The sequence below is a fragment of the Reyranella sp. genome (assembly GCF_030651995.1).
GTDB lineage: Bacteria > Pseudomonadota > Alphaproteobacteria > Reyranellales > Reyranellaceae > Reyranella.
The window spans coordinates 1-26709 of the sequence record NZ_JAUSBN010000069.1; the positions used below are offsets into that span (position 1 = coordinate 1).

Annotated in this window: 28 protein-coding genes and 1 pseudogene; 20 read left to right on the top strand and 9 right to left on the bottom strand. The window is 65.8% G+C overall.

Annotated elements, in window-relative coordinates; all coding sequences use genetic code 11:
• Positions 1-142: 142 nt before the first annotated feature.
• Positions 143-418, bottom strand: coding sequence for a hypothetical protein (locus tag Q7V45_RS21430; protein ID WP_304855883.1), 276 nt, complete (start codon positions 416-418; stop codon positions 143-145).
• 187 nt (positions 419-605) lie between these two features.
• Here Q7V45_RS21430 and Q7V45_RS21435 point away from each other — a divergent pair, with 187 nt between their 5' ends.
• On the top strand, positions 606-983 hold the full coding sequence (locus Q7V45_RS21435) for a hypothetical protein (protein ID WP_304855885.1): 378 nt from the start codon (positions 606-608) through the stop codon (positions 981-983).
• Positions 984-1184: 201 nt separating this feature from the next.
• Here the strand turns inward: Q7V45_RS21435 and Q7V45_RS21440 are convergent, their stop codons facing one another.
• Positions 1185-1652 carry a hypothetical protein gene (locus Q7V45_RS21440; protein WP_304855886.1) on the bottom strand — a complete coding sequence of 156 codons (468 nt, stop codon included), beginning with the start codon at positions 1650-1652 and terminating at the stop codon, positions 1185-1187.
• A 112-nt stretch (positions 1653-1764) separates the two neighbouring features.
• On the opposite strand from Q7V45_RS21440, the gene Q7V45_RS21445 reads away from it, so the two are divergent.
• From Q7V45_RS21445 to Q7V45_RS21500, 13 genes are all read left to right on the top strand, one after another.
• Positions 1765-3324, top strand: coding sequence for a benzoate-CoA ligase family protein (locus Q7V45_RS21445; protein ID WP_304855889.1), 1560 nt, complete (start codon positions 1765-1767; stop codon positions 3322-3324).
• Positions 3325-3503: 179 nt separating this feature from the next.
• The gene (locus Q7V45_RS27075) at positions 3504-3746 is read left to right on the top strand and encodes a GNAT family N-acetyltransferase (protein WP_370692640.1); all 243 of its coding nucleotides are present in this window, start codon (positions 3504-3506) and stop codon (positions 3744-3746) included.
• Positions 3747-3871: 125 nt separating this feature from the next.
• Complete coding sequence (locus Q7V45_RS21450) at positions 3872-5050, top strand: ABC transporter substrate-binding protein (RefSeq protein ID WP_370692641.1); 1179 nt, start codon at positions 3872-3874, stop codon at positions 5048-5050.
• Between the two features lie 62 nt (positions 5051-5112).
• Positions 5113-6027, top strand: a complete 915-nt coding sequence (locus Q7V45_RS21455) for a branched-chain amino acid ABC transporter permease (protein ID WP_304855891.1) — start codon at positions 5113-5115, stop codon at positions 6025-6027.
• Complete coding sequence (locus Q7V45_RS21460; RefSeq protein ID WP_370692644.1) at positions 6027-6992, top strand: branched-chain amino acid ABC transporter permease; 966 nt, start codon at positions 6027-6029, stop codon at positions 6990-6992. Before Q7V45_RS21455 ends, Q7V45_RS21460 begins: the two co-directional genes overlap by 1 nt.
• A complete protein-coding gene (locus tag Q7V45_RS21465; protein WP_304855895.1) occupies positions 6985-7737 on the top strand; it encodes an ABC transporter ATP-binding protein in 753 nt (250 codons plus the stop codon). Before Q7V45_RS21460 ends, Q7V45_RS21465 begins: the two co-directional genes overlap by 8 nt.
• Positions 7737-8438 (top strand): ABC transporter ATP-binding protein, encoded by a 702-nt coding sequence (locus Q7V45_RS21470; protein WP_304855898.1) that lies wholly within the window; start codon positions 7737-7739, stop codon positions 8436-8438. The genes Q7V45_RS21465 and Q7V45_RS21470 overlap by 1 nt, the downstream gene beginning before the upstream one ends.
• Positions 8439-8454: 16 nt before the next feature.
• Complete coding sequence (locus Q7V45_RS21475) at positions 8455-9540, top strand: polyamine ABC transporter substrate-binding protein (RefSeq protein WP_304855901.1); 1086 nt, start codon at positions 8455-8457, stop codon at positions 9538-9540.
• A 1-nt stretch (position 9541) separates the two neighbouring features.
• Entirely contained in the window at positions 9542-10540 is a 999-nt protein-coding gene (locus Q7V45_RS21480; protein WP_304855903.1) for an ABC transporter ATP-binding protein, read from the top strand.
• A 402-nt stretch (positions 10541-10942) separates the two neighbouring features.
• A complete protein-coding gene (locus Q7V45_RS21485) occupies positions 10943-11782 on the top strand; it encodes an ABC transporter permease (RefSeq protein ID WP_304855905.1) in 840 nt (279 codons plus the stop codon).
• A 24-nt stretch (positions 11783-11806) separates the two neighbouring features.
• Positions 11807-12598, top strand: a complete 792-nt coding sequence (locus tag Q7V45_RS21490; RefSeq protein ID WP_304855907.1) for an ABC transporter permease — start codon at positions 11807-11809, stop codon at positions 12596-12598.
• 29 nt (positions 12599-12627) lie between these two features.
• Positions 12628-13869, top strand: a complete 1242-nt coding sequence (locus tag Q7V45_RS21495; protein ID WP_304855909.1) for a sulfite oxidase — start codon at positions 12628-12630, stop codon at positions 13867-13869.
• Positions 13866-14306 carry a hypothetical protein gene (locus tag Q7V45_RS21500; protein ID WP_304855910.1) on the top strand — a complete coding sequence of 147 codons (441 nt, stop codon included), beginning with the start codon at positions 13866-13868 and terminating at the stop codon, positions 14304-14306. The genes Q7V45_RS21495 and Q7V45_RS21500 overlap by 4 nt, the downstream gene beginning before the upstream one ends.
• A 12-nt stretch (positions 14307-14318) precedes the next feature.
• Here Q7V45_RS21500 and Q7V45_RS21505 read toward each other — a convergent pair whose 3' ends face one another.
• Positions 14319-14630 (bottom strand): helix-turn-helix domain-containing protein, encoded by a 312-nt coding sequence (locus Q7V45_RS21505; protein WP_304855912.1) that lies wholly within the window; start codon positions 14628-14630, stop codon positions 14319-14321.
• Between the two features lie 86 nt (positions 14631-14716).
• On the opposite strand from Q7V45_RS21505, the gene Q7V45_RS21510 reads away from it, so the two are divergent.
• The gene (locus Q7V45_RS21510; protein ID WP_304855914.1) at positions 14717-15265 is read left to right on the top strand and encodes a carboxymuconolactone decarboxylase family protein; all 549 of its coding nucleotides are present in this window, start codon (positions 14717-14719) and stop codon (positions 15263-15265) included.
• Between the two features lie 165 nt (positions 15266-15430).
• Here the strand turns inward: Q7V45_RS21510 and Q7V45_RS21515 are convergent, their stop codons facing one another.
• Both Q7V45_RS21515 and Q7V45_RS21520 read right to left on the bottom strand, forming a co-directional pair.
• Positions 15431-16594, bottom strand: coding sequence for a benzoate/H(+) symporter BenE family transporter (locus tag Q7V45_RS21515; RefSeq protein ID WP_370692642.1), 1164 nt, complete (start codon positions 16592-16594; stop codon positions 15431-15433).
• A 132-nt stretch (positions 16595-16726) separates the two neighbouring features.
• Positions 16727-17968, bottom strand: a complete 1242-nt coding sequence (locus Q7V45_RS21520; RefSeq protein WP_304855916.1) for a Zn-dependent hydrolase — start codon at positions 17966-17968, stop codon at positions 16727-16729.
• A 65-nt stretch (positions 17969-18033) separates the two neighbouring features.
• On the opposite strand from Q7V45_RS21520, the gene Q7V45_RS21525 reads away from it, so the two are divergent.
• From Q7V45_RS21525 to poxB, 5 genes are all read left to right on the top strand, one after another.
• A complete protein-coding gene (locus Q7V45_RS21525; protein ID WP_304855918.1) occupies positions 18034-18321 on the top strand; it encodes a type II toxin-antitoxin system Phd/YefM family antitoxin in 288 nt (95 codons plus the stop codon).
• On the top strand, positions 18318-18647 hold the full coding sequence (locus tag Q7V45_RS21530; RefSeq protein WP_304855919.1) for a type II toxin-antitoxin system RelE/ParE family toxin: 330 nt from the start codon (positions 18318-18320) through the stop codon (positions 18645-18647). The genes Q7V45_RS21525 and Q7V45_RS21530 overlap by 4 nt, the downstream gene beginning before the upstream one ends.
• Before the next feature lie 71 nt (positions 18648-18718).
• Positions 18719-19891, top strand: coding sequence for a CaiB/BaiF CoA-transferase family protein (locus tag Q7V45_RS21535; RefSeq protein WP_304855922.1), 1173 nt, complete (start codon positions 18719-18721; stop codon positions 19889-19891).
• 9 nt (positions 19892-19900) lie between these two features.
• Positions 19901-20932 carry a histone deacetylase family protein gene (locus tag Q7V45_RS21540; protein WP_304855925.1) on the top strand — a complete coding sequence of 344 codons (1032 nt, stop codon included), beginning with the start codon at positions 19901-19903 and terminating at the stop codon, positions 20930-20932.
• Between the two features lie 159 nt (positions 20933-21091).
• Entirely contained in the window at positions 21092-22813 is a 1722-nt protein-coding gene (poxB, locus tag Q7V45_RS21545) for a ubiquinone-dependent pyruvate dehydrogenase (RefSeq protein WP_304855987.1), read from the top strand.
• Positions 22814-22826: 13 nt separating this feature from the next.
• Here poxB and Q7V45_RS21550 read toward each other — a convergent pair.
• The 4 genes and pseudogenes from Q7V45_RS21550 to Q7V45_RS21565 form a co-directional block, all read right to left on the bottom strand.
• Positions 22827-23594, bottom strand: a pseudogene (locus Q7V45_RS21550) (IS5 family transposase).
• Positions 23595-23664: 70 nt separating this feature from the next.
• A complete protein-coding gene (locus tag Q7V45_RS21555; RefSeq protein WP_304855928.1) occupies positions 23665-24633 on the bottom strand; it encodes a tripartite tricarboxylate transporter substrate binding protein in 969 nt (322 codons plus the stop codon).
• 2 nt (positions 24634-24635) lie between these two features.
• Positions 24636-25604, bottom strand: a complete 969-nt coding sequence (locus Q7V45_RS21560; RefSeq protein WP_304855929.1) for a tripartite tricarboxylate transporter substrate binding protein — start codon at positions 25602-25604, stop codon at positions 24636-24638.
• 46 nt (positions 25605-25650) lie between these two features.
• On the bottom strand, positions 25651-26709 hold the full coding sequence (locus tag Q7V45_RS21565) for a TauD/TfdA family dioxygenase (protein ID WP_304855932.1): 1059 nt from the start codon (positions 26707-26709) through the stop codon (positions 25651-25653).

The following is a 26709-nucleotide window of genomic DNA, read 5'->3' on the forward strand; positions in this document are numbered from 1 at the left end:
TTTGACCAGGCGCTCTCGACCGAGCGGCGTCAGACGGGCATTCTTGTGGATGTCCATTCGGCTCTCCCAAGGATTACTGAAGTCTCGACAACCTCAGCTTCCTCGGCCCGGGCCGGATGGACAACCTATTGAAAGCTCACAGCTAGAGCAGCCCGCCCGCGAGCATGTCGAAGCGGGTGCGGATTTCGGAAGCCGAGGGCGGCCTGTCCGCCTCCATCTCCGGAAACTCCTTGGCGAGATCGGCGCGATCGAACTCGTCGAGATGGAGGTCGGCTGCCGAATGGTCGTCCGGAAGCGCATTCAGCGCATTGTGAAGATGAAACAGGTGCCAGTGCGCCGGTCCGGCGATCGCTCCTGATTCGAGGTGCGCGAGCCGCTCCTTGAAGCGTTGCAGCACCCTCTTCCGTTCCTCAGACATGATCGACCTCCTCCATCTCTTGAACTGGCAGCGTGCAAGCATACTGCAGGACGCCAGAGCAACGCAGCGACAAATGAGGCGGCCTCGCCTTGGTGAACACGCTCACCAACAATCGTTGCGCTCATTTCGCAGGAAACTTCCACCGTGGCTTTTGCGTTGATCAGGTACAAACAAAGGAGCCTTGATCATGCACAAGCTCAGCACAGCCCTGGTCGCTGGCGGCCTCGCCTTGATGCCGCTGTCCGCCCTGGGCCAGAACCTCGCATCGGCCCCGGACGCCTCGCCCATCGTCAGGTCGGATCATCTGGTTTTCATGGGCAGCGACGCTGGCCGAGTACCCGAGTCGGCAATGCAAACCGTCCGGTCGGCTGCCGACGCCGCCAAACAGTCGCCCGTGCGCATCGAAGGACGCGCGGACTACGCAAACGCCGTGAAACAGGAGCTGGTTCGCCAGGGGGCACCTGCGGACTCCATCAGCATCAAACCCGTGCCCACCCAACCGCTGGCCAAGGCGGGCGACAATTTGGCCGTTTCCGCCGACCGGGGGGTGGTCCTCCGGTTCTAGAGAGCGTCCGGGATAGCCAAACAGGCCCGCCCAGTCACCTTGGGCGGGCTTTGCCATGCCGTCGGAAACGCCAAAAGAAAGCCCGTCCTGATGGTGGTCAGGACGGGCTCCTGCAGCCCCTCGGGGGAGAGGGACGGCTACTGAACCGTCGAAGGCTGCACTCCGACAACGCGCCAGCAGGCGCGGGGTTGCCAGCAAAAGTCAGTCGGCCGAGACACGCCCCTCCTGATCGACGCGCAACACCACCTCCGTCTTTCCTCTGAGGGCGCGGGCCTGCCATGTACCGCCCGGCCCGGCCACAATGTTCTTCACGGACTTGTAGCCGTCCGCCTCGATAGCACTCCTGGCGAAGTTGCCGCCTTCCATGTCGCTAGGACCTGCGGCTGTCGGCATCGCTGCCGCGGCGGTTTCGACTGTCTGCGACAGTACCGCGGGCAGCCTTTCCCGCATCTGCAAGGGTACCGGCGCCTGTCGAGCTTCCACCGGGCGCTTCGAAACCGGCGTCTCCCCACCAGGCTTCGGGACAGGCAACGCGGCATCTGAAGCGCTCACCGCCTTCGCGGATGCCTGGAAAGGCGCGGCATCCGGCAACGGGGCTATGACATGCGCGGCGGCCACGGCCGCGAGCAGCACCGCGGAAGCGAGAACAAAAACGACGCCTTGCTTCATGGGAGACTGGTCCTGGGTTTTGCGACCTGACAACGCGAGACAGGCCGGAAGCGTTGCGGTCCGCCCGGCTGATTAGTATCGAAGGACCTCGTGAATTCTTCCGGGTCCCGACATGGCGCTTCCCTCAGGCATTTCCTTCTCGTCCACGCATGCCGTCCAGCTGCCGGCCCGATTCAATGCCGCAATGCCCTTCATCGACCGCCACCTGGCGGAAGGACGAGGTGAGAAGACCGCGATCCTGACGCGCGAGGAAACGGTGAGCTATGCGGAGCTTGCCGAGCGCGTGAACCGAACGGGCAACGCGCTGCTTGCACACGGGCTGTCGCCCGGCGACCGCCTGTTGATGGTGGTGAAGGACTGCCCGGCCTTCTTCTATCTCTTCTGGGGAGCCATCAAGTCGGGCATCGTGCCGGTGCCGCCCAACACGCTGCTGCGCGCCCCGGACTATGCCTACATGATCGAGGATTCGGGCTGCAGGCTCGTCGTCTATTCCTCGGAGTTCACCGGTGAAATCGAGCCCGCCCTGAAGCAACTCGGGGACAAGGCGCCGAAGGCGATGACGGTAGACGCCTTCCTTGCGGAGATGGCAAAGGCCCCGCCCACGCTCGAGGCCCGGCTCGCCGCCCCGGAAGACGATTGCTTCTGGCTCTATTCGTCGGGCTCGACCGGACGGCCCAAGGGCGCCGTCCACGCCCAGCGCGACATGGTCGTCTCCAGCGAGCTGTACGGCGTGCGTGTGCTGGGCGTCACCGAGCAGGACGTCTGCTACTCCGCCGCCAAGCTGTTCTTCGCCTACGGCCTCGGCAACGGCATGACCTTCCCGCTGTGGGTCGGCGGCACCGCCGTCCTCGACGATCGTCGCCCGACGCCGGAGACGACCTTCTCCAACATCGAGACCTTCAAGCCGACGATCTATTACGGCGTGCCGACGCTCTATGCCGCCCAGCTCGCCGCGCTCGAAACGAGCAGGCGCGACCTCTCCAGCCTGCGCGCCTGCGTCTCGGCGGGCGAAGCCTTGCCCGGCGACATGTTCCGCCGCTGGAAGGAGCAGACCGGGACGCTCATCCTGGACGGCATCGGCTCGACCGAGGCGCTGCACATCTTCATCGGCAACCGGCTCGACGATTTCCGGCCGGGCACCAGCGGCAAGGCGGTTCCGGGCTACGAAGTCCGTATCCTCGACGAGAACGGAGATCCAGTCCCAAAGGGTGAAAGTGGCCGCCTGTGGATCAGGGCGGAGTCGGCCGCGAAGCACTACTGGAACAAGCCCGAGAAGACGGCCGAGACGATGGTGAACGGCTGGCTGAACACCGGCGACACCTATCGCGAGGACGAGGACGGCTACTTCATCTACGAGGGCCGTAGCGACGACATGCTGAAGGTCGGCGGCATCTGGTGCTCGCCGGTCGAGATCGAGAACTGCCTGGTGGGCCACCCTGCCATTCTGGAGGCCGCGGTCATCGGGCAGAGCGACGAGCAGGGGCTGATCAAGCCCAAGGCGATCGTCGTGCTGAAGCAGCCGGGCGATGCCGGCGCCGCCCTCACCGATGCGCTGATGGCCCACTGCAAGAAGACGTTGGCGCCGTACAAGTATCCGCGCTGGGTCGAGTACGTGCCCGAGCTTCCCAAGACCGCCACCGGCAAGATCCAGCGCTTCAAGTTGCGTGGTTAAGCGAATGCGCCGTCGTCTCGACCGGAGCGCCCCTCGAGTACCCTCGGGGTAAACTCCGCGCGAAGTGGAAAGACCTTCGCTCCCCCAAATGTCGGCAAGTCGTGGTGCGAAGGTCTCTCCACTCCGCCTCGCTGCGCTCGGCTCCGGTCGAGACGACGGAATTCGTTAGCGCCGCTTCAGTGAGCGACGCTCCCGAGCAGCGCCGTGGTGCCGGATCGCTGCTCCTGGAAACGTGGCTGGCCGCGGCTCGGGCGCGAGGCGCGCGATCGTTTCACGTCGGCGTCAATCGCATGAATGTCGGCGCCCTGCGGTTCTGGGAGGCCCGGGGGTTTGCGGCTCTGATTTTCGACAGGGCGACGGAAAGCCGGACTTGCTGGATGGGGCGCGATCCAGGTGAACCACAAGATCAAGACCTGGTGTAGCCAGCCGCCGGGGCAAACCTGCCCCTCGCCTACCTCAAGCCGTCGGCTACGGTCCATTAAGCGATTGTTGGGCCCTGCATTTTCCGCTTTTATAGCCGCCAAGAGAAAACAGGGAGCGACGGCTCATGAAGAACAAATTGTTTGGGACCGCAACTATTGCGGCGGCGATGGCGTTCGGCTTGCCGGCGATGGCCCAGAGCCCGATCAAGATCGGTTTCGTCAGCACCTTTTCCGGGCCGCAGGCCGCGATCGGCGAGGACATGCGCCGCTCAGTCGAGCTCGCCAAGGAACATCTCGGCGGCAAGATGGGCGGCAAGCCCTTCGAGATCATCTACGAGGACGACCAGTTCAAGCCGGATGTCGGCAAGGCGCGCTCTGAGAAGCTCGTCCAGCAGGACAAGGTGAACTTCATCGCCGGCTACATCTGGTCCAACGTGCTGCTGGCCTCCTACAAGACCGTGGTCGACGAGGGCGACACGATCCTGGTCTCGGCCAATGCCGGCCCGTCGCAGATCGCGGGCGAGCTCTGCAACAAGAACTTCTTCTCGACTTCCTGGCAGAACGACCAGACGCCGATGGCGATGGGCGAATATCTCAACACCAAGGGCGTGAAGAGCCTCTATCTGATCGGCCCCAACTACGCCGCCGGCAAGGACATGCTCGCGGGCGTCAAGCGCACCTACAAGGGCAAGATCGTCAGCGAGGACTACACCAAGTGGCCTGACCAGCTCGACTTCTCGGCCGAGCTGACCAAGGTCGCCGCCGCCAAGCCTGACGGCATCTTCATCTTCTACCCGGGCGCGCACGGCGTTCAGTTCGTCAAGCAATGGGCGCAGTCGGGTCTCAACAAGACGGTGCCGCTCTATCAGGTGTTCTCGATCGACGCGATCACCCTGCCGCAGCAGGGCGACCTCGCGCTGGGCACGCTCGGCGCACAGGAATGGGTCAACGACCTGCCGAACGAGGCCAACAAGAAGTACGTCGCCGACTTCAAGAAGAAGCATGGCACCTATCCGTCCTACTACGGCGCCCAGAGCTACGATGCGATCATGCTGATGGCCTCGGCCGCCGACGCGCTGAAGGGCGACCTGTCGAACAAGGACAAGGTCCGCGCCGAGATGAAGAAGGCCAACTTCAAGTCGGTGCGCGGCGACTTCAAGTTCGGCAACAACAACTTCCCGATCGAGAATTTCTACATCCAGGAAACGGTCAAGGACCCGCAGGGCATGATGACGGTGAAGACCATCGCCACCGCCGTGAAGGACGCAGTCGATCCCTTCGCGGCAAAGTGCCCGATGAAGTGACGTCATAGTCGAAACGGTCGGCGGGAGCGCGGCGACGCGCTCCCGTTTCGTTTGGGGAACGTATGGAATATCTGCTGCTCCAGGTTCTGAACGGCGTGCAGCTCGGCCTGCTGATGTTCCTGCTCGCCGCCGGCCTGACGCTGACCCTGGGCATCATGGACCTGGTGAACCTGGCGCACGGCTCGCTCTACATGATGGGCGCGTACATCGCCTGGACGCTGATCGGCATTACCGACTCGTTCGTGCTGGGCGCGCTGCTGGCGCTGCCGGCGATCTTCCTGCTGGGCGTCGCCGTCGAGATCGTGGTGATCCGAAAGCTCTACGCGCGCGATCATCTCACCCAGGTGCTGGCGACCTTCGGCCTGATCCTTTTCTTCAATGAACTGGTGCGTGCGCTCTGGGGGCCGGCCGGCAAGAGCATCGCGGTGCCGAGCTTCCTGAACCGCACCATCGAGATCCTGCCGGGCGTGCCCTATCCCGCCTACCGCTTCGCCATCATCCTGGTGGGCGCGCTCGTCGCGATTCTGCTGGCCTGGCTGGTGGCGCGCACGCGGCTCGGCATGCTGATCCGCGCCGGCGCCTCCAACCGCCGCATGATCGGTGCGCTGGGGGTCAATATCGAGCTGCTGTTCAGCCTGGTCTTCGGACTCGGTGCCGTGTTCGCCGGCCTCGCCGGCCTGATGGCCGCCCCCATCGCCTCGGTGCGGATCGGCATGGGCGACGACATCCTGATCCTCGCCCTCGTCATCATCGTCATCGGCGGCATCGGCTCGATCAAGGGCGCCTTCATCGCCGCCATGGTGGTCGGCCAGATCGACATCGTGGGTCGCGCCTTCCTGCCCGACATCCTCAAGACCTTCATGAGCTCCAGCGCCGCCTCGAGCGCCGCGCCCGCCATCTCGCAGGTGCTGGTCTACGTGCTGATGGCCGTGGTGCTGGTGTGGCGGCCGACCGGCCTGTTCGGCCAGCGCACATGATGGCAGCTCTCCGCACGCCGCGCGGATTCGCGACGGCCCTGATCCTGCTGGTGCTGGCGGTCCTGCCGCTGCTCACCCAGGCGTTCGACCAGCGCTATCTCCTGTCGATCGGCACGCGCATCGTCATCTGGTCGATTGCCGCGGTCAGCCTCAACATGATCCTGGGCTATGGCGGGCTGGTCAGTTTCGGCCACGCAATGTTCTTCGGGATCGGCGGCTATGCGGTTGGCATCCTGTCGGCGGAAGGCATCTCCAGCGGCTGGGTCCAGTGGCCGGTCGCCCTGCTCGCGGCGACGGCGTGGGCCGCCGTGATCGGCGCGCTGTCGCTCAGGACGCGCGGCCTCTACTTCATCATGATCACCCTGGCCTTCGCCCAGCTCGTCTACTACGTGGGCAGCGGCCTCGAAGCCTATGGCGGCGACGACGGGCTCAACATCAGCCGCAGCCGCTTCCCCGGGCTGGTCGACCTGCGCGACAAGGCGAGCTTCTACTGGCTGTGCTTCGCCCTGCTCTGCGCCAGCCTCTGGTTCTGTGGCCGCTACGCCAACTCGCGCTTCGGCCTGGTGATCCGCGGCGCGAAGTCGAACGAGCTGCGCATGACGGCGCTCGGCTTCCCGGTGTTCCGCTACCGGCTCGCCGCTTTCACCATCTCCGGTACGTTCGGTGGCCTCGCTGGCATCCTGCTCGCCAACGAGGGCGCCTATATCTCTCCCGCCATGATGTCCTGGATGAAGTCGGGCGACCTCATCGTCATCGTCGTGCTGGGCGGCATGGGCACCCTGTTCGGCCCGCTCTACGGCACCATCGCCTTCTTCGTTCTGGAGGAGGCGCTGCCGCCGATCCTCAATCTCGCCCACAAGGGCTGGGGCGAATACTGGATGATCGTGTTCGGCCCGCTGCTGGTCCTGATCGCGCTCTACGCGCGCGGCGGCATCGACTCGCTGCTGGGACGCCGCCATGACTGAGCCCCTGCTCCGCACCGAGGGGTTAGTGAAGCGCTATGGCGGCCTGCTGGCGACCGACAATGTGTCGATCGACGTCCGGCCGGGCGAGATCCATGCGCTGATCGGCCCGAACGGCGCGGGCAAGACCACGCTGGTGCACCAGCTCACCGGGATCGTCGCCCCGGATTCGGGCGCCATCCATTTCGCCGGCCGCGACGTCACCCGCCTGCCGACCCATGCACGCGTGCGACTGGGCCTCGCCCGCTCCTTCCAGATCACCTCGGTGCTGCGCGAATTCACGGCGCTCGCGAACGTGGCGCTGGCTGTGCAGGGCCATGCCGGCCATTCCTTCCGCTTCCTGGCCGATGCCCGCCGCGACGAGAGCCTGCACGGGCCCGCCCGCCGCCTGCTCAAAGAAGTCGGGCTGGGCGACCGCGCCGGCACCCTCGCCGCGTCCCTCAGCCATGGCGAACAGCGCCAGCTCGAGATCGCCATGGCACTGGCCGGCGAGCCCCGCCTGCTGCTGCTCGACGAGCCGATGGCCGGCATGGGCGCGGAGGAGAGCCAGCGGCTGATCGGCTTCCTGCGGGCGTTGAAACAGAAGCACGCCATGCTGCTGATCGAGCACGACATGGATGCGGTGTTCCAGCTCGCCGACCGCATCACCGTGCTGGTCTATGGCCGCGCCATCGCCAGCGGCACGCCCGACGAGATCCGCGCCAATCCGGAGGTGCGCCAGGCCTATCTCGGCGAGGAGACGGCCTGATGCTGCGGGTCCAGGAACTCGACGCCTTCTACGGCCCCAGCCAGGCGCTGTTCGGCATGGAACTGCGCGTCGATGCCGGCGAGGTCGTGACCCTGATGGGCCGCAACGGCATGGGCAAGACCACCACCGTGCACACGATCATGGGGCTGCTGCCGGCGCGCCGCGGCACGGTCGAGTTCGAGGGCGCCAGGGTCGAGGGCCTGCCCGCCTTCCGCATCGCCCGGCTCGGCCTCGGCCTGGTGCCCGAGGGGCGCCAGATCTTCCCCAATCTCTCGGTGCGCGAGAACCTTCTGGCCGCCAGCGCCAACCGCACGGCGCGGCCGAACCCGTGGACCATCGCGCGCGTCTTCGAGTTCTTTCCGCGTCTGGCGGAGCGCCAGCGCAACATGGGTAACCAGCTCTCCGGCGGCGAGCAGCAGATGCTGGCGATCGGCCGCGCCCTCATGACCAATCCGAAGCTGCTGATCCTCGACGAGGCCACCGAGGGGCTGGCGCCGCTGATCCGGCAGGAAATCTGGTCCTGCCTCGGCCGGCTGAAGCGCGAGGGCCAGGCGATCCTCGTTATCGACAAGAACGTGTCGGCCCTGATCCCGCTGGCCGACCGCCACCACATCGTCGAGAAGGGCCGGGTCGTATGGGTCGGCTCGTCCCAGGCCCTGGCCGGGGACAAGGACCTGCAGCACAGGTATCTTGGCGTCTGATCCTGCGGAGTTGCCGATGCGTCTGCTTGCCGTTGCCTCTTTGCTCTTTCTTGCCGCTGCCGGTCCCGTCGCCGCGCAGGGCTCCGTCAACGTCTACAACTGGTCGGATTACATCGCCGAAGACCAGGTCAAGGACTTCGCCAGGGATACTGGCATCAAGGTCAACTACACGACCTACGATTCGAACGAGATCCTCGACGCCAAGCTGCGCACCGGCCGGTCGGGCTACGACATCGTCGTGCCGACGGCCTCGCCGTTCTTCGTGCGCCAGCTCCAGGCCAACATCTTCCTGCCCCTCGACAAGGCGAAGCTGAAGAACTGGAAGAACCTCGATCCCGAGATCATGACGGCGCTGGCCAAATACGACCCCAACAACGCCCATGCCGTGCCGTGGATGTGGGGCACGACCGGCATCGGCTACAACGTCGCCGAGATCAGGAAGCGCCTGCCCGACGCCCCGGTCGATTCGCTGCGCATGATCTTCGATCCGGCGGTCGTCTCGAAGTTCCAGGATTGCGGCGTCATGCTGCTCGACAGCGCCACCGACGTACTGCCGGCCGCGCTCAGGTATCTCGGCCTCGATCCCGATTCGAAGAAGCCGGAGGATCTCGCCAAGGCCGCCGACGTGGTGAAGGCGGTACGGCCCTACGTCCGCAAGTTCCATTCGTCGGAGTACATCAACGCGCTGGCCGGCGGGAACATCTGCCTCGCCTTCGGCTATTCCGGCGACATCTTCCAGGCGCGCGACCGCGGCGCCAAGGCCGCCAGCAAGGTCGACATCGAATACGCGATCCCCAAGGAAGGCTCGTTGCTCTGGATCGATGTCGTGGCGATTCCGAAGGATGCGCCCAACCAGGCCAACGCCTACCGCTTCCTCGACTTCATGCTGGAGGCCAAGGTCGCCGCGGCGTCGACCGAGCTCACCGGCTACGCCAATGGCAACAAGGCCGCCTTCGCGCTGCTGCCCAAGGACATTTCCGAGAATCCGCTGATCTACCCGCCGGCCGACGTGCGCGCGAAGTTCTACACCATCACCGCCGGCACCGCCGAACAGGTGCGCGAGCGCACGCGGCTGTGGACGACAATCAAGACGGGCCGTTGAATTGGATTCAGGACCGATCGTCCGCATCGAGGGACTAACCCGGCGCTTCGGGCCGATCGTCGCCGTTGATCGCGTCGATCTGGAAATCGCGCGCGGCGAGCTGTTCGCCCTGCTGGGCGGCTCGGGATGCGGCAAGACCACCCTGCTGCGCATGCTGGCGGGATTCGAGACGCCCGACGAAGGCCGGCTGTTCATCGACGGCCAGGACATGACCGACGTGCCGCCCTATCGGCGGCCGGTGAACATGATGTTCCAGTCCTATGCCCTGTTCCCGCACATGGATGTGGCGGCGAACGTGGGCTACGGGCTGCGCCGTGACGGGGTGAAGGGCCCGGAGATCGCCGACAGGGTCGCGGAGATCCTGAAGCTCGTGCACCTGCAGGACCATGCGAAGCGCAAGCCGTCGCAGCTCTCGGGCGGCCAGCGACAGCGGGTGGCTCTCGCGCGTGCGCTGGTGAAGCGGCCCAAGCTCCTGCTGCTCGACGAGCCGCTGGCGGCGCTCGACCGCAAGCTGCGCGAAAGCACGCGCTTCGAGATGGTGCGCCTGCAGGAGCAGCTCGGCCTCACCTTCGTCATGGTGACGCACGACCAGGAGGAGGCCATGTCCATGGCAACCCGGCTCGCCGTGATGAACGCCGGCCGCATTGCCCAGATCGGCACGCCGCACGAGGTCTATGAGCATCCCGCCTCGCGCTTCGTGGCCGACTTCATCGGCATCGCCAACATCATCGCCCTGGAAGGCGGCGGCTGGATGGCGCTGCGGCCGGAGAAGATCACGCTCTCGGCCACGCGGCCAGCCCTGCCGCAGACCGTCGCCGGCAGGATCGTCGACGTCGCCTACGAGGGCGACCGCTCGCTCTATCATGTCGAGACCGACGCCCACGGCACGATGACCGTCTCGACGACCAACACCAGCCGCAGCGCCGGCGATGCCTTTGCGCGCGGCCAGCCCGTCTGGCTGGGCTGGGCCGACGGGGCCGGCCAGAGGCTGGAGGCGTAGAGCGTTCATGGGCGAGATTGAATCGAGCCGGGCATTCCAACACCGACCTCACCCTGAGGAGCACCGCGCAGCGATGCGTCTCGTCGCGCGGAGTAACCTCCGCGCTGGGATCAGGGCTATCGCATGTGGCGTAAAGGTCCTTCGCTACGCTCAGGATGACACCGTTTTCTGCATCGACGCACTGCGCCCATCCCAGCAAAATTGTCATCCTGAGCGCAGCGAAGGACCTTTCTCTTTCTTCAAAACACCTGCTCCCGCCGCCATTGGGACCGCATGCGATCCCCCTGGCGCTGGGGTGGGAGCGCGCACCTTGCTTGTTGCCCATCCTTCGAGACGCGCCGCTTCACGGCGCTCCTCAGGATGAGGTAAGTGGGTCAATGTAAAATGGAAGGACTCTAGGCGGTGCGGTTCGTCATCGGGCTTCCGTTCCTGTGGCTCGGGATCTTCTTCCTGCTGCCGTGCCTGCTGGTGCTGGCCATCTCGCTGGGGACCTATGCGCCCGACTCGGTGCCGCCGGTCGAGCTGGGGCTCAGCTTCAAGAGCTTCGCGCTCCTCTTCTCGGACGACCTCTATCTGGCGGCCTGGCTCTCCTCCCTGCGCATCGCCGCGACCTCGACCCTGGTGGCGCTGCTGTTGGGCTATCCCATGGCCTATGCCATCGCGCGTGCCGCGCCCAACCGGCGGCCGCTGCTGCTGATGCTAGTCGTGCTGCCCTTCTGGACCTCGTTCCTGATCCGCATCTATGCCTGGATGGGCCTGCTGGCCGACAACGGCCTGATCGAACAGTTCCTGCGCTGGACCGGCCTCGCGTCGAATCCCGGCACGATCCTCGGCACCGAATGGGCGGTGCATCTCGGCATTGTCTACGCCTACCTGCCCTTCATGGTGCTGCCGCTCTACGCCACCCTGGAGAAGCTCGACGACGGCCTGCTCGAGGCCGCCGCCGATCTCGGCGCAAAGCCGTTCGCCGCCTTCCTCACCGTCACCCTGCCGCTGTCGCTGCCCGGCATCGTCGCCGGCTGCCTGCTGGTGTTCATCCCGGCGGTCGGCGAATTCGTGATCCCGGATCTGCTGGGCGGCACCGAAACTTTGATGATCGGCAAGGTCCTGTGGGACGAGTTCTTCACCAACGGCGACTGGCCGCTCGCCTCGGCGGTCGCCGTCTGCCTGCTGGTCCTTCTCGTTGGCCCAATCGCGCTCTTCCAGCGCAACCAGGCGCGCAGCCTGGAGCGGCGCACGTGAGGGCGCCCACATGACAGGTCGCGCATGAGGGGCCGCGCCCGCTTCGCCTTCGGCATGCTGGCCTTCGGCTACGCCTTCCTCTACCTGCCGATCGCGCTGGTGATCGTCTATTCGTTCAACGAATCGCGCCTCGTCACGGTGTGGTCGGGTTTCTCCCTGAAATGGTGGCACGCGCTGTTCGCCAATGAGGCGATGCTGCAGGCCGCGTGGCTGTCGCTGCGCATCGCGCTGGTGAGCGCCACCGGCGCGGCGCTGCTCGGTCTCGCCGCCGGCTACGCCCTGGCGCGCGCACCGCGCTTTCCCGGACGCACAGTGTTCGGCAGCCTCGTGGTCGCTCCCATGGTGATGCCGGAAGTCGTCATGGGCATCTCGATGCTGCTGCTGTTCGTCGGCTCGGAGAGACTGTTCGGCGGACCGGACCGCGGCTTCCTCACCATCGCCGTCGCCCACACGACCTTCTCGATCGCCTTCGTGGCCATCGTGGTGCAGGCCCGCCTCTCCGACTTCGACCGCGCGCTGGAAGAAGCGGCGATGGACCTTGGCGCCACGCCCTGGGTGACCTTCCGCACCATCACCCTGCCGCTGATCGCGCCGGCCGTCGGCTCGGGCTGGCTGTTGGCCTTCACATTATCGTTGGACGATCTGATCCTGACCCAGTTCGTCGCCGGCGCGCAGTCGCAAACGCTTCCGATGCGCGTCTATTCCAGCGTCCGGCTGGGCGTCGACCCGCAGATCAACGTTCTCGCGACCATCGTCGTGACCATCGCGGCCTGTGCCCTGATCCTGTCCGGCTGGCTGACGCGAAGGAAAGTTTGAGCTAAGAATCCCTCCTCAGGGAGAAAAAAATGCTTCGTTCCGAAACGTCGAAGGCGTCGCGTCGTAGCGTATTGAAGGGGGTCGGCCTGGCCACCGTCGGTGCGTCGTTGGGGGCTTCTCTGCCGGTTGGGGGCGCGGCTCATGCTCAGGGCGCGCCGGCGGCCGCCAAGGGACCGAAGCTGCTCGAGATGGACGGCAAGGCCAAGCTCGCCGTGCTGGGCGACAGGCCGCTCGTGGCGGAAACCCAGGCCGAGCTGCTCGACGACAATGTCACGCCGACCAACAAGCTGTTCATCCGCAACAACGGACAGGTGCCCGACATCACCGGCGACCCCAAGGCGTGGAAGGTCAAGATCGACGGCGAGGTCAACACGCCGATGGAGATCACGGTCGGCGACCTGATGACAAAATTCCCCGCCGTCACCTACCAGCTGATGCTGGAATGCGGCGGCAACGGCCGGTCCTTCTTCACGCCGGAAGCACGCGGCAACCAGTGGACCAATGGCGGTGCGGGCTGCCCGATGTGGACCGGCGTGCGTCTGGCCGACGTGCTGAAGGCCGCCGGGCTCAAGACCTCGGCCACCTATATCGGCAGCTACGGCGCCGATCCGACACTGGCGGGGGAAACCGACAAGCCCACCCTCTCGCGCGGCGTGCCGATCGCCAAGGCCATGGAGGAGCACACGCTGATCGCCTTCAAGCTGAACGGTCAGGACCTGCCACTGATCCACGGCGCGCCTGTCCGCCTCGTCATCCCAGGCTGGCCTGCCTCGGCGTCGATCAAGTGGCTGAACCGCATCTGGATCCGCGACAAGGAGCATGACGGTCCCGGCATGGGCGGTTTCTCCTACCGCGTGCCGAAGACGCCAATCGTCCCCGGCAGCAAGGGCAACGACAAGGACATGGCGATCCTGGAATCGATGCCCGTCCGCTCGGTCATCACCTTCCCCGCCGACGGCACGCGCCTCACGTCGCGCAAGCTCGACCTGCGCGGCCATGCCTGGGCCGGCGACTTCGACATCAAGACCGTCGACATCTCGACCGACTACGGCGTCACCTGGAAGCCCGCGAAGGTCGACGCGCCGGCCAACAAGTATGCCTGGCAGAACTTCAGCGCCTCGATCGAGCTGCCGACCACGGGCTACTACGAAGTCTGGGCCAAAGCGACCGACAGCAAGGGCGTGACCCAGCCCTTCGCCGCCGCCAACTGGAACCCGCAGGGCTACGGGGCCAATCCGATCAACCGCATCCGGGTGCTCGTCGAATCTTGAGCCAGATCAATGTGATACACGCCGCCGTCCTCGGCCTGGCGGCGACGTTCGTGCTGCTCGCCTTCGATCGCGCCGGCGAGTTGCACAGGGACAAGTACGTCTACGTGCCGCCGGCGCCCAAGGTGGCGGCTGCACCGCCCGTCGTCGATCCCGACAAGGGCAAGCCGCCGCCGCACAACGACACGGTCGAGGACCTGCCCGAGGGCAAGAACCGCGAGCTGACGTTCTATGCGTGCACGGCCTGCCACGGCGTGGCACTGATCAAGGCCCAGGGCCTGACGCGCGACCTCTGGGATTCGACCCTCGACCTGATGGTCGAGAAGTTTCGCATGCCGCCGATCAAGGCCGAGGAGCGCACGGAGATCCTCGACTATCTCGCCGAGAGTTTCCCGCCCCGCCGCAAGGGACGTGGCAGCGACAATCCCTTCCTGAAGTAGTGAGGGCGAAGGCTACGTCGTCGCCTTCGCCCACTTCTCCGACCAGACGTGCAGCGGCAGGAACAGCCGCAGCAACTCGTTGCCCAGCGCCGTGAGCCGGTAGCCCGTCGCCTCGTCCAGCTCGACCAGCTTCGCCTCGCGCAGCTCGGCCAGCCGCGTGTTCACGATGGTCGGGCTGGCGCCGATCAGGTCCTGCAACTCGCGGAAGCGCTTAGGCTCCTCGCGCAGCTCCCAGACGATGCGCAGGGTCCAGCGCCGGCCCAGCAGGTCGAGCAGCGCCATGATCGGACGGCCGGTCGACGAGCCGCGCACCCTCTTCACCATCCATTACACTCCATTACTACATTTTTTGTAGCGCATTGCGTCGCTTGTTGCTACGGAATGTGTAGCGCACTGATTGGAGACCCGCCATGCCCCGCATCGCTCCCGCCGACGAGCCTTACCCGTCCGAGATCGCAACCGCCCTGGCGCGCACCATGCCCCCGGGCGTCGCGCCGCTGGTCCTGTTCCGGACGATGGCGCGCAACCCGCGCGTCTTCGGGAAGATGTTCGCCGGCGGCCTGCTCGACAAAGGCGCCCTCTCGCTGCGTCAGCGCGAGGTCGTGATCGACCGCACGACGGCACGGCTCGGGGCCGAATATGAATGGGGCGTCCACATCGCCTTCTTCGCCGAGAAGGTCGGCTTCGACGCGGAGAGGATCGCGGCGACCGTTCACGGACCGGCCGATGCGCCCTGCTGGTCGGCCGACGAACAGGCGTTGCTGGCCACCGTCGACGATCTGGTCGACCGCCGCACCATCGGCGACGAAACCTGGGCCCGGCTCGCCACCCATTTCGACGCGGCGCACATCGTCGAAGTGATCGCGCTTGCGGGCTACTGCCACACGATCAGCTTCCTCTGCCGCGCCCTCGACCTGCCGCTCGAAGCCTACGGCGCGCGTTTTCCTGGAGCGTCATGATCTGAAAAGGACTCGAAAGGGATCCCCTTTGACCCTCCACCCCGGCGCCCCGTCAGCCCCCATAAACGAAACAAACGCAATAAACGAAATAACTCACGGGGAAAGCCCCCCGCCCCGGAAGCGATTCCCGGGGTTGCCTGCCCAAAGCCGCACCGCGCAGCGGCTCTAGCGCTTCGCCTTCGTGAGACGGTCGACCCCTAGGATCAGCAGCCCGAAGACGAGGCCCCAGAAGGCCGAGCCGACGCCCATCAGGGTGACGCCCGAGACGGTGACGGCCAGCGTGCCCGCCGCCGCGAGACGGTCCTGCTCGCCGGCCAGCGCGATCCCCAGCGCGCCAGCCATCGAGCCCAGCAGCGCGGTGCCGGCAACGGTGGCCAGCAACGCAGGCGGCAGCGCGCCGAACAGGCCAACCAGCGAGGCGCCGAACAGCGCGATCAGGCCCCAGAACAGGGCGTAGAACGGCCCCGCCTTCCAGCGCTGCGCCGGATCGGGATGGGCGTCGGGACCGGTGCACAGCGCGGCCGAGATCGCGGCCAGGTTCGACGTATGGGCGCCGAGGAACGCCGTGCCCAGCGACGCCGCGCCCGTCACGGCGAGGATGGGTTGCGTCGGCGGCTGGTACCCAGAACCGCGCAGCACCGCGAAGCCCGGCAGGTTCTGCGACGCCATGGTCACGAGATAGAGCGGCACGCCCAGGCCGACGAGCGTGGCCACGTCCCATGCCGGCGCGGTGACCACCAGGGTCGAGAGGCCGAGCGACGGCAAGGGCTTCACCAGGCCCAGCGACCAGGCGAGCAGCGCGCCGCCGACCAGCACGATCAGCGAGGCAAGCGCCGGGAGGAAAACGCGCGCCACCAGGAACAGGGCGATCAGCGGCAGGACCAGCAGCGGCGCGGTGGGCACATGCTCGACCATCGCCATGACGAGCCGCAGCAGGATGCCGGCCAGCATGGCCGCGGCAATGCTGGGCGGAATCCTGCCGATCAGCCGGCCGAGCGGCTTCACTGCGGCGGTCAGCAGGATGAGCAGCGCCGCCAGCACGAAGGCGCCGACCGCTGCCGCGAAGCTCGGCACGCCGGAGGTCGAGGCGATGAGCGCGGCACCCGGCGTCGACCACGCGGTGATGATCGGCATACGGTACCGCACGCTGAGCAGCAGCGCGCTGGCCGCCGTGGCGAGACCGAGCCCCGAGACCCAGGAGCTCGCCTGATCGGGCGTCGCCCCCACTGCCTGCGCCGCCGCCAGCACGACGGGCAAGGTTCCGCCCACGCCGGCGATCGTCGCGACCAGCGCGGCGGCCGCGACGGAGATCAGACCTCCGATTTTCAACGGCGCACGCCTGTCGAACTCCACACCATTGTCATCCCGAGCCGCAGGCGAGGGACCTTTGATCGGTGCCGCGAAAGGTCCCTCGCTGCGCTCGGGATGACAAACTTCGTCGAGCGATCGCCCTGCGCCCAATCAAGCATTCGCGCGCTCGACCATGGCCTGCAGCAGGATCTGCGCGCCGGCACCGACGTCGCTCTTGCTGGCGTCCTCGATCTCGTTGTGGCTGACGCCGTCCTTGCAGGGCACGAACACCATCGCCGTCGGGGCCACGCGGCTGACATAGCAGGCATCGTGGCCGGCGCCGCTCACGATGTCCATGTGCGGATAGCCCGCCTGCTCGGCGCCGCGGCGTACCGCCTCGACCAGCTCCTTCGCGAAGGGCGACGGCGGGAAATACCAGATCTGCTCGATCTTCACCTCGAGACGATGGCGCCTGGCGATGTCGGCCGCGGCGGCGCGCATATCGGCGTCCATCTTCGTCAGTTCAGCATCGTCGGGGTGGCGGAAGTCGACCGTCATGAATACGCGCCCGGGGATGGTGTTGCGCGACTGCGGCTGGCTCTCGATCACGCCGATGGTCGAGCGACCGTTGGGCCGGTTGCCGATGGCGCGCGCGGCAACGATCAGTTCCGCCGCGCCGACCAGCGCATCGCGGCGGCCTTCCATCGGCGTCGTGCCGGCATGGCTCTCCATGCCCGTCCAGTTGATCTCATACCAGCGCTGGCCCTGCGCACCCGTGACGACGCCGATCGTCTTCTTCTCGCGCTCCAGGATCGGTCCCTGTTCGATATGCGCCTCGAAGAAGGCGGCGATCGGCCGGCCACCAACCGGCTCCTTGCCGGCATAGCCGATCTGCTTCAGCGCCTCGCCGAAGGTCACCCCGTCACGATCCTTGATCGACAGAGCGTGCTCCAGCGTGAACGCGCCGCCGAACACGCCCGACGCCACCATCGCCGGCGCGAAGCGACAGCCTTCTTCGTTGGTCCAGACCGCGACCTCGATCGGCGCCTCGGTGACGTAGTTCGAATCATGCAGCACGCGCAGCACTTCGAGCCCCGCCATCACGCCATAGGCGCCGTCGAACTTGCCGCCGGTCGGCTGGGTGTCGAGGTGGGAGCCGGTCATGATCGGCGGCTTCGCCGGATCGCGTCCCTCGCGACGTGCGAAGACGTTGCCCAGCTGGTCGACCTTGATCGTGCAGCCTGCCTCCCTCGCCCAGCGCACGAACAGATCGCGCCCCTGCCGGTCGAGGTCGGTCAGCGCGATCCGGCAGACGCCGCCCTTCTCCGTGCCGCCGATCTGGCCCAGTTCCATCAGGCTCGACCACAGCCGGTCGGGATCTACGCGAAGATTGGGGCGGTCGGCGGTGGTCATAGCGACTCCGTTGTCAGCTAGCCGTTAACGGACTAAATTCAGTCCAGGTTTAGGAGGACCCTACCATGAAGTACTCCACCCGGATCAAGCCCATCAGCTACCTTAAGGCCAATGCCGCCGAGGTTGTGCGCGGCCTTGCCGAAAGCGGCGAACCGATGATCATCACACAGAATGGCGAAGCCACCGCCGTCATTCAGGATATCGTCAGCTACGAGCAAACGCAGGAAACGCTCGCATTCCTCAAGATCCTTGCGCTGGGTGAGCAGCAGGTCAACGAAGGCAAGACCGTGCCCGCAGTCAAGGCTATGCGGCGCTTCCGCGATAGGATCAAGCGGACAAGAGCTGCGGAATGAAGCGCTATGCGGTCGTACTGACCGAACAGGCCCTTCTCGATCTCGACGACATTGCCCACTATATCGCTATCCACGATTTGCCGGAGAAGGCGGAGCACGTCGCGCAGCGAATCGAGGAAGCCTTTGCGTCCCTAACGAGCTTGCCAGACCGCGGATCGCATCCGCGCGAGCTTTTGGCCATGGGCAACCGCAGCTTTCGGGAGGTTCACTTCAAGCCTTACCGTATCGTCTATCGCGTCTATGAGCGCGAGGTTGTCGTGTTCCTCGTCGCCGACGGCCGCCGCGATATGCGCGCCCTGCTGAGCAGACGCCTGCTGGGCGCCTAGGCCGGCGCTGGCAGGATTGGCTGCGCACCGCTATTGCTGAAGCCTCCACTACAGGAATGGATACGCACCGCATGCTTCCGCTGTCCGACACGCTCGTTCTCGACCTGACGCAGGTCATCGCCGGTCCCACGGCCGGCCAGATCCTCGGCGATATGGGCGCCGACGTGATCAAGGTCGAGCCGCTGAACGGCGAGCATTTCCGGCCGCATTTCGGCGGTGCCTGGGTGCCGTCGATGAACCGCAACAAGCGCGGGCTGGCGATCGACCTGCGCAGCGAGGGCGGCAAGGGCGTGCTGATGCGGCTGGTCAAGAAGGCAGACGTGTTCATGGAAGCCTTCACGCCGGGCGTGATCGACAAGCTGGGTTTCGGCTGGGACGTCGTCTCGAAGGTCAATCCGCAGACCGTCTATGCCTCGATCTCGGGCTACGGCCAGACAGGTCCCTACTCGCCCCGTGCGGGATACGATCCCTGCATCCAGGCCGAGATCGGCCTGATGGATGCGACCGGCCCTTATCAGGGCGAGATGTGCCGCGTCGGCACCGCGCCCATCGATTATTCGACCGGTCTCGCCTGCGCCGGCGGCATCGCCTTCGCGCTGCTGCACCGGATCAAGACCGGCAAGGGCCAACGGCTCGACCTGTCGCTGTTCGACGTCGGCATGCACATGATGAGCCACTGGATCACGAATCACGGCCTCACCGGCGAGAATCCGGAGCGCATGGGCACCTCGAACACGATCCTCTGCCCGCTGCGCGTCTTCCCGACCAAGACGCAGCCGGTGTTCGTGGCCGGCACCAACGACGCCTTCTGGCGCATGCTCTGCACGGCACTCGGCAGGAAGGACTGGCTCGACGACGAGCGCTTCAAGACCAATGCCGGCCGCGTCGCCCATCGGGCGCTCCTCGAAGGGATGATCGAGGACTATTTCCTGCAGTACACGGCCGACGAGTTGCTCGAAAAGCTGATCCCCGCCGGCATGCCCTGCTCCGCCGCCTACAAGGTGAGCGACGTGATGGCGAGCGAGCATGCCCGGGCGCGCGGCAGCGTGCTGGAGATCGACTATCCCGGCATCGGCCCGGTGAAGTCGGCCGCCAACCCGATCAAGCTGTCCGAAGCACCGGTCGAGACGCGGCAGAAGTCGCCCGGCATCGGCGAGCACACGGTCGAGATCATGCGCGAGGTGGGCTATAGCGATGACGAGATCGCCGCCCTCAGGACGGCGAAGGCCATCGTGACGACCTGAGGTCCTACCGTGAAAATCGTCTATTCCGAGAAGCACGCCCAGCACGACCCGCAGCACTTCGTCGTGCGCGGCACCAAGCTACGCAGCGCCGAGCAGCCCGAACGCGCCACCCGCCTGCTGGCTGCCGCCACGGAAGCGGGCCATACGATCCTGCCGCCGAAATCATACGGACCGGCGCCGGCCGCCACCGTGCATACGCCGGACTATCTCGACTTCCTGCAGATCGCCGCGCGCGAATGGGCGAAGCTGCCGGGTGCGGGTCCGGAGGTGGTGCCCAACGTCCATCCGGCACGCGCCCATGCTTCGTATCCGAAGGCGCTCGCGGGCCGCGCCGGCTGGCACCAGGTCGATACCGGCTGCCCGATCGGGCCGCACACCTGGGACGCGGCTCTCGCCGCCACCGAGGTCGCCGCGACCGTGGCCGACATGGTGCTGGCGGGCGAAGACCATGCCTATGCGCTCTGCCGGCCGCCGGGCCATCACGCCTATGCCGACATGGCGGGCGGCTTCTGCTTTCTGAACAACACCGCCGTCGCCGCGCAACGCTTGCGCACGAAACATCAGCGCGTCGCGATCTTCGATGTCGACGTGCATCACGGCAACGGCACGCAGGGGATCTTCTACGAGCGCGACGACGTGCTTACCGTCTCGATCCACGCCGATCCCGACCATTACTACCCCTTCTTCTGGGGCCACGCGCACGAGCACGGCGCCGGCAAGGGCCAGGGCTTCAATCTCAACCTGCCGCTGCCGCTCGGCTCGCCCGACGCGCCGTGGCTCGAGGCCGGTGACAGGGCCCTCGCACGCATCCGCGAGTTCCAGCCGACGGCGCTCGTCGTGGCGCTTGGTCTCGACGCCAGCGAAAGCGATCCGCTGCAGGGCCTCAAGGTCACCGGCGCGGGCTTCCACGCCATGGCCGAGAAGATCGCGCGCCTGGGCCTGCCGACGGTGCTCGTGCAGGAAGGCGGCTATCTCGGGGACGATCTCGGCCGCAACCTCGTGCAGTTCCTCGCCGGTTTCGAGAAGGGACGCGGCGCTTAGCGCCTGGTCGGCCTGCGCTTCAGCTACCCCGATCTTTCGGCGCTCCCGCTTCGCCTCGACGGCGTGGTCCTGCGGCCACGCGCCTCGCGAGCCGAATTGCGTTATGTTGAGATGCGGACGCATCTGGCGCCGGAAACGCAATTAGCGGGGAGCGATGACATGGCACAGACGATCGCGGATCTTATGGCCGAGACCCTGCGGGCAGCAGGCGTGGAACGCATCTACGGCGTTGCAGGCGATTCGCTGAATGGCTTCACGGACTCGCTGCGTCGCATGAAGGGGATCGAGTGGGTCCACATGCGCCACGAAGAGGCCGGCGCGTTCGCTGCCGGCGCCGAGGCTCATCTGACCGGCAAGCTGGCGGTCTGTGCGGGAAGCTGCGGGCCCGGTAACATGCATCTCGTCAACGGCCTGTTCGACTGCTACCGCAGCCGTGTGCCCGTGCTGGCCATCGCCGCACACATCCCGAGTGCCGAGATCGGCGGTCACTATTTTCAAGAGACGCATCCGGAGCAGCTCTTCGCCGAGTGCGCACACTACGTCGAAACAGTCAGCAATCCGGAGCAGATGCCCCGCGTACTGGAAAAGGCGATCCGCATCGCCATCGCCGAAAAGGGCGTGGCGGTCATCGTCATTCCGGGTGACGTCGCCCTGATGAAAACCGAAGTCGAGGCCGGGAAATGGTTCGCACCCAGCCCGCCGATTGTCCGACCATCCGACCACGATCTCGACGCGCTGGCCGATCTGCTCAACGGCGGCAGCAAGGTCACGATGATGTGCGGCGCGGGCTGCGCTGGCGCGCACGACGCCGTCGTCGAACTCGCGCGCAGGCTGAACGCGCCGATCGTGCACTCTCTGCGTGGCAAGGAGCATGTCGAGTACGACAATCCGTTCGATGTCGGCATGACGGGCCTGATCGGCTTCTCCTCGGGCTATGCCGCGATGAAGGAATGCGACACGCTCCTCCTGCTGGGCACCGACTTCCCCTATCGCCAGTTCTATCCCGAGAAGGCCCGTGTCGCGCAGGTCGACATCCGGCCCGAAAGCCTGGGTAACCGCTGCCGCCTAGACATCGGCGTGGTCGGAGATGTCGGGGACACGATCGCGGCGCTGCTGCCGCGCCTGAAGGCCCGGACGGACCGCAGCTTCCTCGATGCTGCCCTCGCCCACTACCGCAAAGCGCGCGCCGATCTCGACGACCTTGCCGAAGGCCGCACCGACGGCAAGCAGATCCACCCGCAATGTGTCGCCCGCTTGATCAGCGACTTGGCCGATGAGGATGCAATCTTCACCTGCGATGTCGGTACCCAGTCGGTCTGGGCAGCGCGCTACCTCAAGATGAACGGCAAACGGCGCCTGATCGGCTCGTTCAACCACGCTTCCATGGCCAATGCGATGCCTCAAGCGATCGGCGCACAGGCCTCCCACAAGGGACGTCAGGTCATCTCGATGTCCGGCGACGGCGGCTTTGCAATGCTGATGGGCGACTTCATCAGCCTGTCGCAGCTCGGCCTGCCGGTGAAAGTCGTAGTGCTGAACAACGGCACGCTGGGCTTCGTCGAACTGGAAATGAAGGCGGCTGGCTTCGTCGACACCGCGGTCGAGCTCAGGAACCCTAACTTCGCAGCCATGGCCGAGGCTATGGGCGTCAAGGGTTTCCGGGTTGAGGATCCAGCCAAACTCGAGGGCGTCATGCGCGAGGCGCTGGCCCACAAGGGTCCTGTACTGGTCGACGTGGTGAGCGCCCGTCAGGAACTCGTCATGCCTCCCGAGACAACACTCGAGCAGGCCTATGGGTTCAGCATGTACCTGACACGAGCGGTGATGGACGGCCGCGCGAAAGAACTCATCGACCTGGCGCGCACCAACCTCAGCCTCTAGGCAGCGTGGACAGTTATCTGATCCATAGGACGATAGCGGCGAGGGTGACGACGGCGAAGTAGTTGCGCGCGGTTTTCTCGAAGCGTGTGGCGACCCGTCGGAACTGCTTGAGCTTTGAGAAGCAGCACTCGATCAGGTGACGCTGAGCATAGAGGTGCTTGTCGATCGGGTGTTTCTGGGCTCGCGACGGGTTGTTGGGAATGACCGCCTCGGCACCTTTTGCTGCGATACCCTGCCGTAGTCTGTCGCTGTCATAGGCTGCATCGCCCATCACGAAGTCGGCAGGCAGGCCTTCGATCAAAGCGTCGGCTTGAGGTGCGTCGCCTTTCTGGCCGGCCGTGCGGAGGAAGCGGACGGGGCAGCCAAGCCCGCGCACCGCCATATGGATCTTGGTACTCAGGCCGCCGCGGGATCGGCCGAGGGGGCCTGATCTTCAGACCCCCCCCTTTTTGGCGCCTGAAGCGTGCTGATGCGCGCGAATGATCGTCGAGTCGACGATCAGGTACTCGAAGTCCCGATCGTCCGACATGGCTTGGAACATTCGCAGCCAGACACCCTTGCGGCTCCAGCGGCTGAAGCGGCGAAAGACACTGTTCCATTCGCCGAACACCTCGGGCAGATCGCGCCACGGCGAGCCGGTGCGCACGATCCACAGCACTGCCTCCACGAACAGATGGTTGTCGCGGCCCGAGGAGCCGCGCGTGCGCTCATCGCCGATGCTGTGCGGCGATATCCTGGCCCATTGATCGTCTCGCAGGATCAGACGGTCCAAAGCACTCAACGCTGCCTCCAAAAGACAGCTTCGAATCACAATCCATCAGCGAACGGAATCCCCCAAGAGTCCACACCACCTAGTCGACCTGCGCGCCGGCAGCCTTCACAATCTTGCGCCACTTCTCGATCTCGGCTTCGACAAACGCCTTCGTTTCCGCGGGCGTCAGTGCTTCACTCGCCTCGACGTTCAGGGACTTGAGTCGCTCACCCAGTGTCGGATCGGCCAGCGCCTTGTAGATGGAAGCGTTGAGGCGGCGGACGATGTCCGCCGGCGTGCCCGCCGGTACGGCGATTATGTTCCAAGTGCCGCCCACGAAATCGGGCAGGCCGGCTTCCTTCATCGTCGGGATGTCGGGCATCACCGTGCTGCGCTTGTCGGCCATCAACCCGATCGGGATCAGCTGCCCCGCCCGAACATTCTCCATCACCGGTCCCAGCGTGGCGAACATCAGCGTATGCCGTCCTGCGAGCAGGTCCTGCAGCGCCGGTCCCGTTCCGCGATAGGGCACGTGCAAGATGTCGACTCCGGTGCGTGTCTTGAACAGTTCGCCGGCCAGATGGTTGGTCGTGCCGTTACCGGAGGACGGATAGCTCGCCTTGCCGGGCTCGGCCTTCAGCTTGGCAATGAGGTCGGGCAGCTTCGTGGGCTGTCCCGGCGGTACCAGCAACGCCATCGGCGCGAGGCCGACCAGCGCGACCAGCTCGAAGTCCTTCACCGGGTGATAGGGCAGGTTCTTGTAGAGCGAGATGTTGATGCCGTGCGTCGCAGCCGTGCCGAACAGCAGCGTGTAGCCGTCGGGCTTCGACTTGGCGACCATCTCGGTCCCGACGTTGCCGCCGGCGCCGCCCTTGTTGTCGATGATGACCTGCTGGCCGAGATCGGCCGCCATGCCGACGGCGACAACGCGCGCGATCAGGTCGGTCGGGCCGCCCGGCGGGAACGGCACAACCATGCGCAGCGGCTTGTCGGGATATTGTGCAGCAGCTTGCCCGGCCGAAAGCAGCCCGACGACACAGGCGAAGAGCGAAGCGAGGATAAGCCGCATGGTCAGTCCACCTTCGCGCCGGCGGCACGGATGACGTCACGCCACTTGGCGATTTCGGCCGTCACAAAGGCGCGCGTGCTGGCCGGCGTCGAATCCGTGACCGCTTCGATTCCGAGCTGCTGCAGTCGTTCCGCCACGGCCGGACTGACCAGCGCCTTGTTGATGGCGGCGTTCAGCCGGTCCACGATTGGCTTGGGCGTGCCGGCCGGCACCGCCACGATGTTCCAGGTACCACCCACGAAGTCTGCGAGGCCTGCCTCTGCTGCGGTCGGCACGTCGGGGCGTGCAGTGCTCCTTTTGTCGGCCATGATGATGACGGCATAGAGCTTGCCGGCCTTGATCTGTTCGAGCGACGTGCCGAACGAATCGAACATGAAGGTCACGCGGCCGCCCATCAGGTCCTGCAGCGCCGGCCCGGAGCCGCGATAGGGCACGTGCACGGCCTCGACGCCGGCGCGCGTCTTGAACAGCTCGCCGGCAAGGTGATTGGTCGTGCCGTTGCCCGACGAGGCGTAGCTCGACTTGCCCTTGTCGGCCTTCAGCTTGGCGATCAGCTCGGGGAGCGTGCGCTGCTGCTCGGGCGAGACCAGCAGCACCATCGGCACGAGGCCGGCCAGCGCCACGAGTTCAAAATCCTTCAGCGGATCGTACGGAAGCTGCTGGTAGAGCGATACGTTGATGCCATGCGTGGCAGCCGTGCCGAACAGAAGCGTGTAACCGTCGGGTTTGGCCTTCGCGACCAGGTCGGTGCCGACCGTACCGCCGGCGCCGCCCTTGTTCTCGATCACGACCTGCTGACCAAGCTGCTCCGCCAGCGCCGCCGACAGGACGCGCGCAAAGACGTCCGTCGGACCGCCCGGCGGGAACGGCACCACCAGCTTGACCGGTTTGTCCGGATATTGCGCCATTGCGGGCACACACGACAGCATCAGCGCCAGCACCGTGGCCAGCGCACGCCTCGTCATCGTCATGTTTCCTCCAGTTTTTCTTGGTTAATTCGGCCGAGACGAGGCAGCGTCAGTGGGTCGTCACCTCCTTCATGGTGACGAAGCTGTAAGACGGCGGACGCGGGCTGCTGCGCCACTTGTCCATGTCCTCGTAGCGGTCGCGCAAAGCGGCGGGGTAGTCAGTGAAGGCCGCCGTCCGAAGCCACAGACGCAGCAGGTGGCGCTTGCGATCCTGTTCGCTGTGATCGACAAAGGCCGTGCGCGAGTGCAGCACGCAGTAATTGTTCACGAACTGCATGTCGCCACGCTCCAGCTTCATATCGAGACGGAACACGGGATCCTTGCAGTAGGCCGCCACGGTATCGAGCGCCTCGATCTGCAGCTTCGTCAGTCGCGGCACCTCGTTGAAGCGCTGCGCGGAGTCGATGAAAGTGCGATTGAAGCGGTTGAACATCCGGCCCTTGTGCCAGATGAAGATGGGCGTGATGTAGTAGGGCTTCTGCCCTTCCGACTCTTCGCCGCGCCGGTCGGCATAGAACGGCTGGGCCAGGACCTTCACGAGGTCGGGGCGCGAGCGCAGCATCGCGTTGTAGACCGCAACCGAGCTGGCAACGGCGGAAAGGCCGCCACTCTGCGCCGTCTCGAGGCAGCACAGGCCGACGATGTCGCAGGAGTCGTTGTGGAACGGCAGGAGGTTGGCGGTCTGATAGCCGCGTGCATGCATGTCCTTGTACTGGTCGCGGCCGAGATCGCGGACGTGGCCGAGCACGTCGCCTTGTGCGTTCTGCGCCACGGCGCGCCCGAAATGTGCTCCGATGCCCCAATAGATCAGACCCATTTCTTCGGCACTGTATCGGTCGCGCGGCAGGCCACGAATCAGCAGGATCCCGAGGCCGTTCTCGATCTCCGTCTGGATCAGCCGCAAAGTCCGCGCGAAACGCGGCAACGGGAAATGTTCCTTGCCGATCTCCGGGATCTGGTGGCCGGTGGACTGGAGATGGCGCAAAGCGGCGTCGATCTCGGCGATTTCGTCAGGGCTCAGCCGGTAGAGCCATTCGTCGCTTTTCTGCAGGTCCTGACCGAGCCATGCCGAGCGGCCGAGGACTTCCTCCAGTTCGAACTCCTTCAT

What these genes read in the sequence shown, in the direction of transcription:
- Q7V45_RS21430 (WP_304855883.1), bottom strand. Translation starts at nt 418, where the DNA reads ATGTCTGAGGAACGGAAGAGGGTGCTGCAACGCTTCAAGGAGCGGCTC.
- Q7V45_RS21435 (WP_304855885.1), top strand. Translation starts at nt 606, where the DNA reads ATGCACAAGCTCAGCACAGCCCTGGTCGCTGGCGGCCTCGCCTTGATG.
- Q7V45_RS21440 (WP_304855886.1), bottom strand. Translation starts at nt 1,652, where the DNA reads ATGAAGCAAGGCGTCGTTTTTGTTCTCGCTTCCGCGGTGCTGCTCGCG.
- Q7V45_RS21445 (WP_304855889.1), top strand. Translation starts at nt 1,765, where the DNA reads ATGGCGCTTCCCTCAGGCATTTCCTTCTCGTCCACGCATGCCGTCCAG.
- Q7V45_RS21450 (WP_370692641.1), top strand. Translation starts at nt 3,872, where the DNA reads ATGAAGAACAAATTGTTTGGGACCGCAACTATTGCGGCGGCGATGGCG.
- Q7V45_RS21455 (WP_304855891.1), top strand. Translation starts at nt 5,113, where the DNA reads ATGGAATATCTGCTGCTCCAGGTTCTGAACGGCGTGCAGCTCGGCCTG.
- Q7V45_RS21460 (WP_370692644.1), top strand. Translation starts at nt 6,027, where the DNA reads ATGGCAGCTCTCCGCACGCCGCGCGGATTCGCGACGGCCCTGATCCTG.
- Q7V45_RS21465 (WP_304855895.1), top strand. Translation starts at nt 6,985, where the DNA reads ATGACTGAGCCCCTGCTCCGCACCGAGGGGTTAGTGAAGCGCTATGGC.
- Q7V45_RS21470 (WP_304855898.1), top strand. Translation starts at nt 7,737, where the DNA reads ATGCTGCGGGTCCAGGAACTCGACGCCTTCTACGGCCCCAGCCAGGCG.
- Q7V45_RS21475 (WP_304855901.1), top strand. Translation starts at nt 8,455, where the DNA reads ATGCGTCTGCTTGCCGTTGCCTCTTTGCTCTTTCTTGCCGCTGCCGGT.
- Q7V45_RS21490 (WP_304855907.1), top strand. Translation starts at nt 11,807, where the DNA reads ATGAGGGGCCGCGCCCGCTTCGCCTTCGGCATGCTGGCCTTCGGCTAC.
- Q7V45_RS21495 (WP_304855909.1), top strand. Translation starts at nt 12,628, where the DNA reads ATGCTTCGTTCCGAAACGTCGAAGGCGTCGCGTCGTAGCGTATTGAAG.
- Q7V45_RS21505 (WP_304855912.1), bottom strand. Translation starts at nt 14,630, where the DNA reads ATGGTGAAGAGGGTGCGCGGCTCGTCGACCGGCCGTCCGATCATGGCG.
- Q7V45_RS21510 (WP_304855914.1), top strand. Translation starts at nt 14,717, where the DNA reads ATGCCCCGCATCGCTCCCGCCGACGAGCCTTACCCGTCCGAGATCGCA.
- Q7V45_RS21520 (WP_304855916.1), bottom strand. Translation starts at nt 17,968, where the DNA reads ATGACCACCGCCGACCGCCCCAATCTTCGCGTAGATCCCGACCGGCTG.
- Q7V45_RS21525 (WP_304855918.1), top strand. Translation starts at nt 18,034, where the DNA reads ATGAAGTACTCCACCCGGATCAAGCCCATCAGCTACCTTAAGGCCAAT.
- Q7V45_RS21530 (WP_304855919.1), top strand. Translation starts at nt 18,318, where the DNA reads ATGAAGCGCTATGCGGTCGTACTGACCGAACAGGCCCTTCTCGATCTC.
- Q7V45_RS21535 (WP_304855922.1), top strand. Translation starts at nt 18,719, where the DNA reads ATGCTTCCGCTGTCCGACACGCTCGTTCTCGACCTGACGCAGGTCATC.
- poxB (WP_304855987.1), top strand. Translation starts at nt 21,092, where the DNA reads ATGGCACAGACGATCGCGGATCTTATGGCCGAGACCCTGCGGGCAGCA.
- Q7V45_RS21555 (WP_304855928.1), bottom strand. Translation starts at nt 24,633, where the DNA reads ATGCGGCTTATCCTCGCTTCGCTCTTCGCCTGTGTCGTCGGGCTGCTT.
- Q7V45_RS21560 (WP_304855929.1), bottom strand. Translation starts at nt 25,604, where the DNA reads ATGACGATGACGAGGCGTGCGCTGGCCACGGTGCTGGCGCTGATGCTG.
- Q7V45_RS21565 (WP_304855932.1), bottom strand. Translation starts at nt 26,709, where the DNA reads ATGAAGGAGTTCGAACTGGAGGAAGTCCTCGGCCGCTCGGCATGGCTC.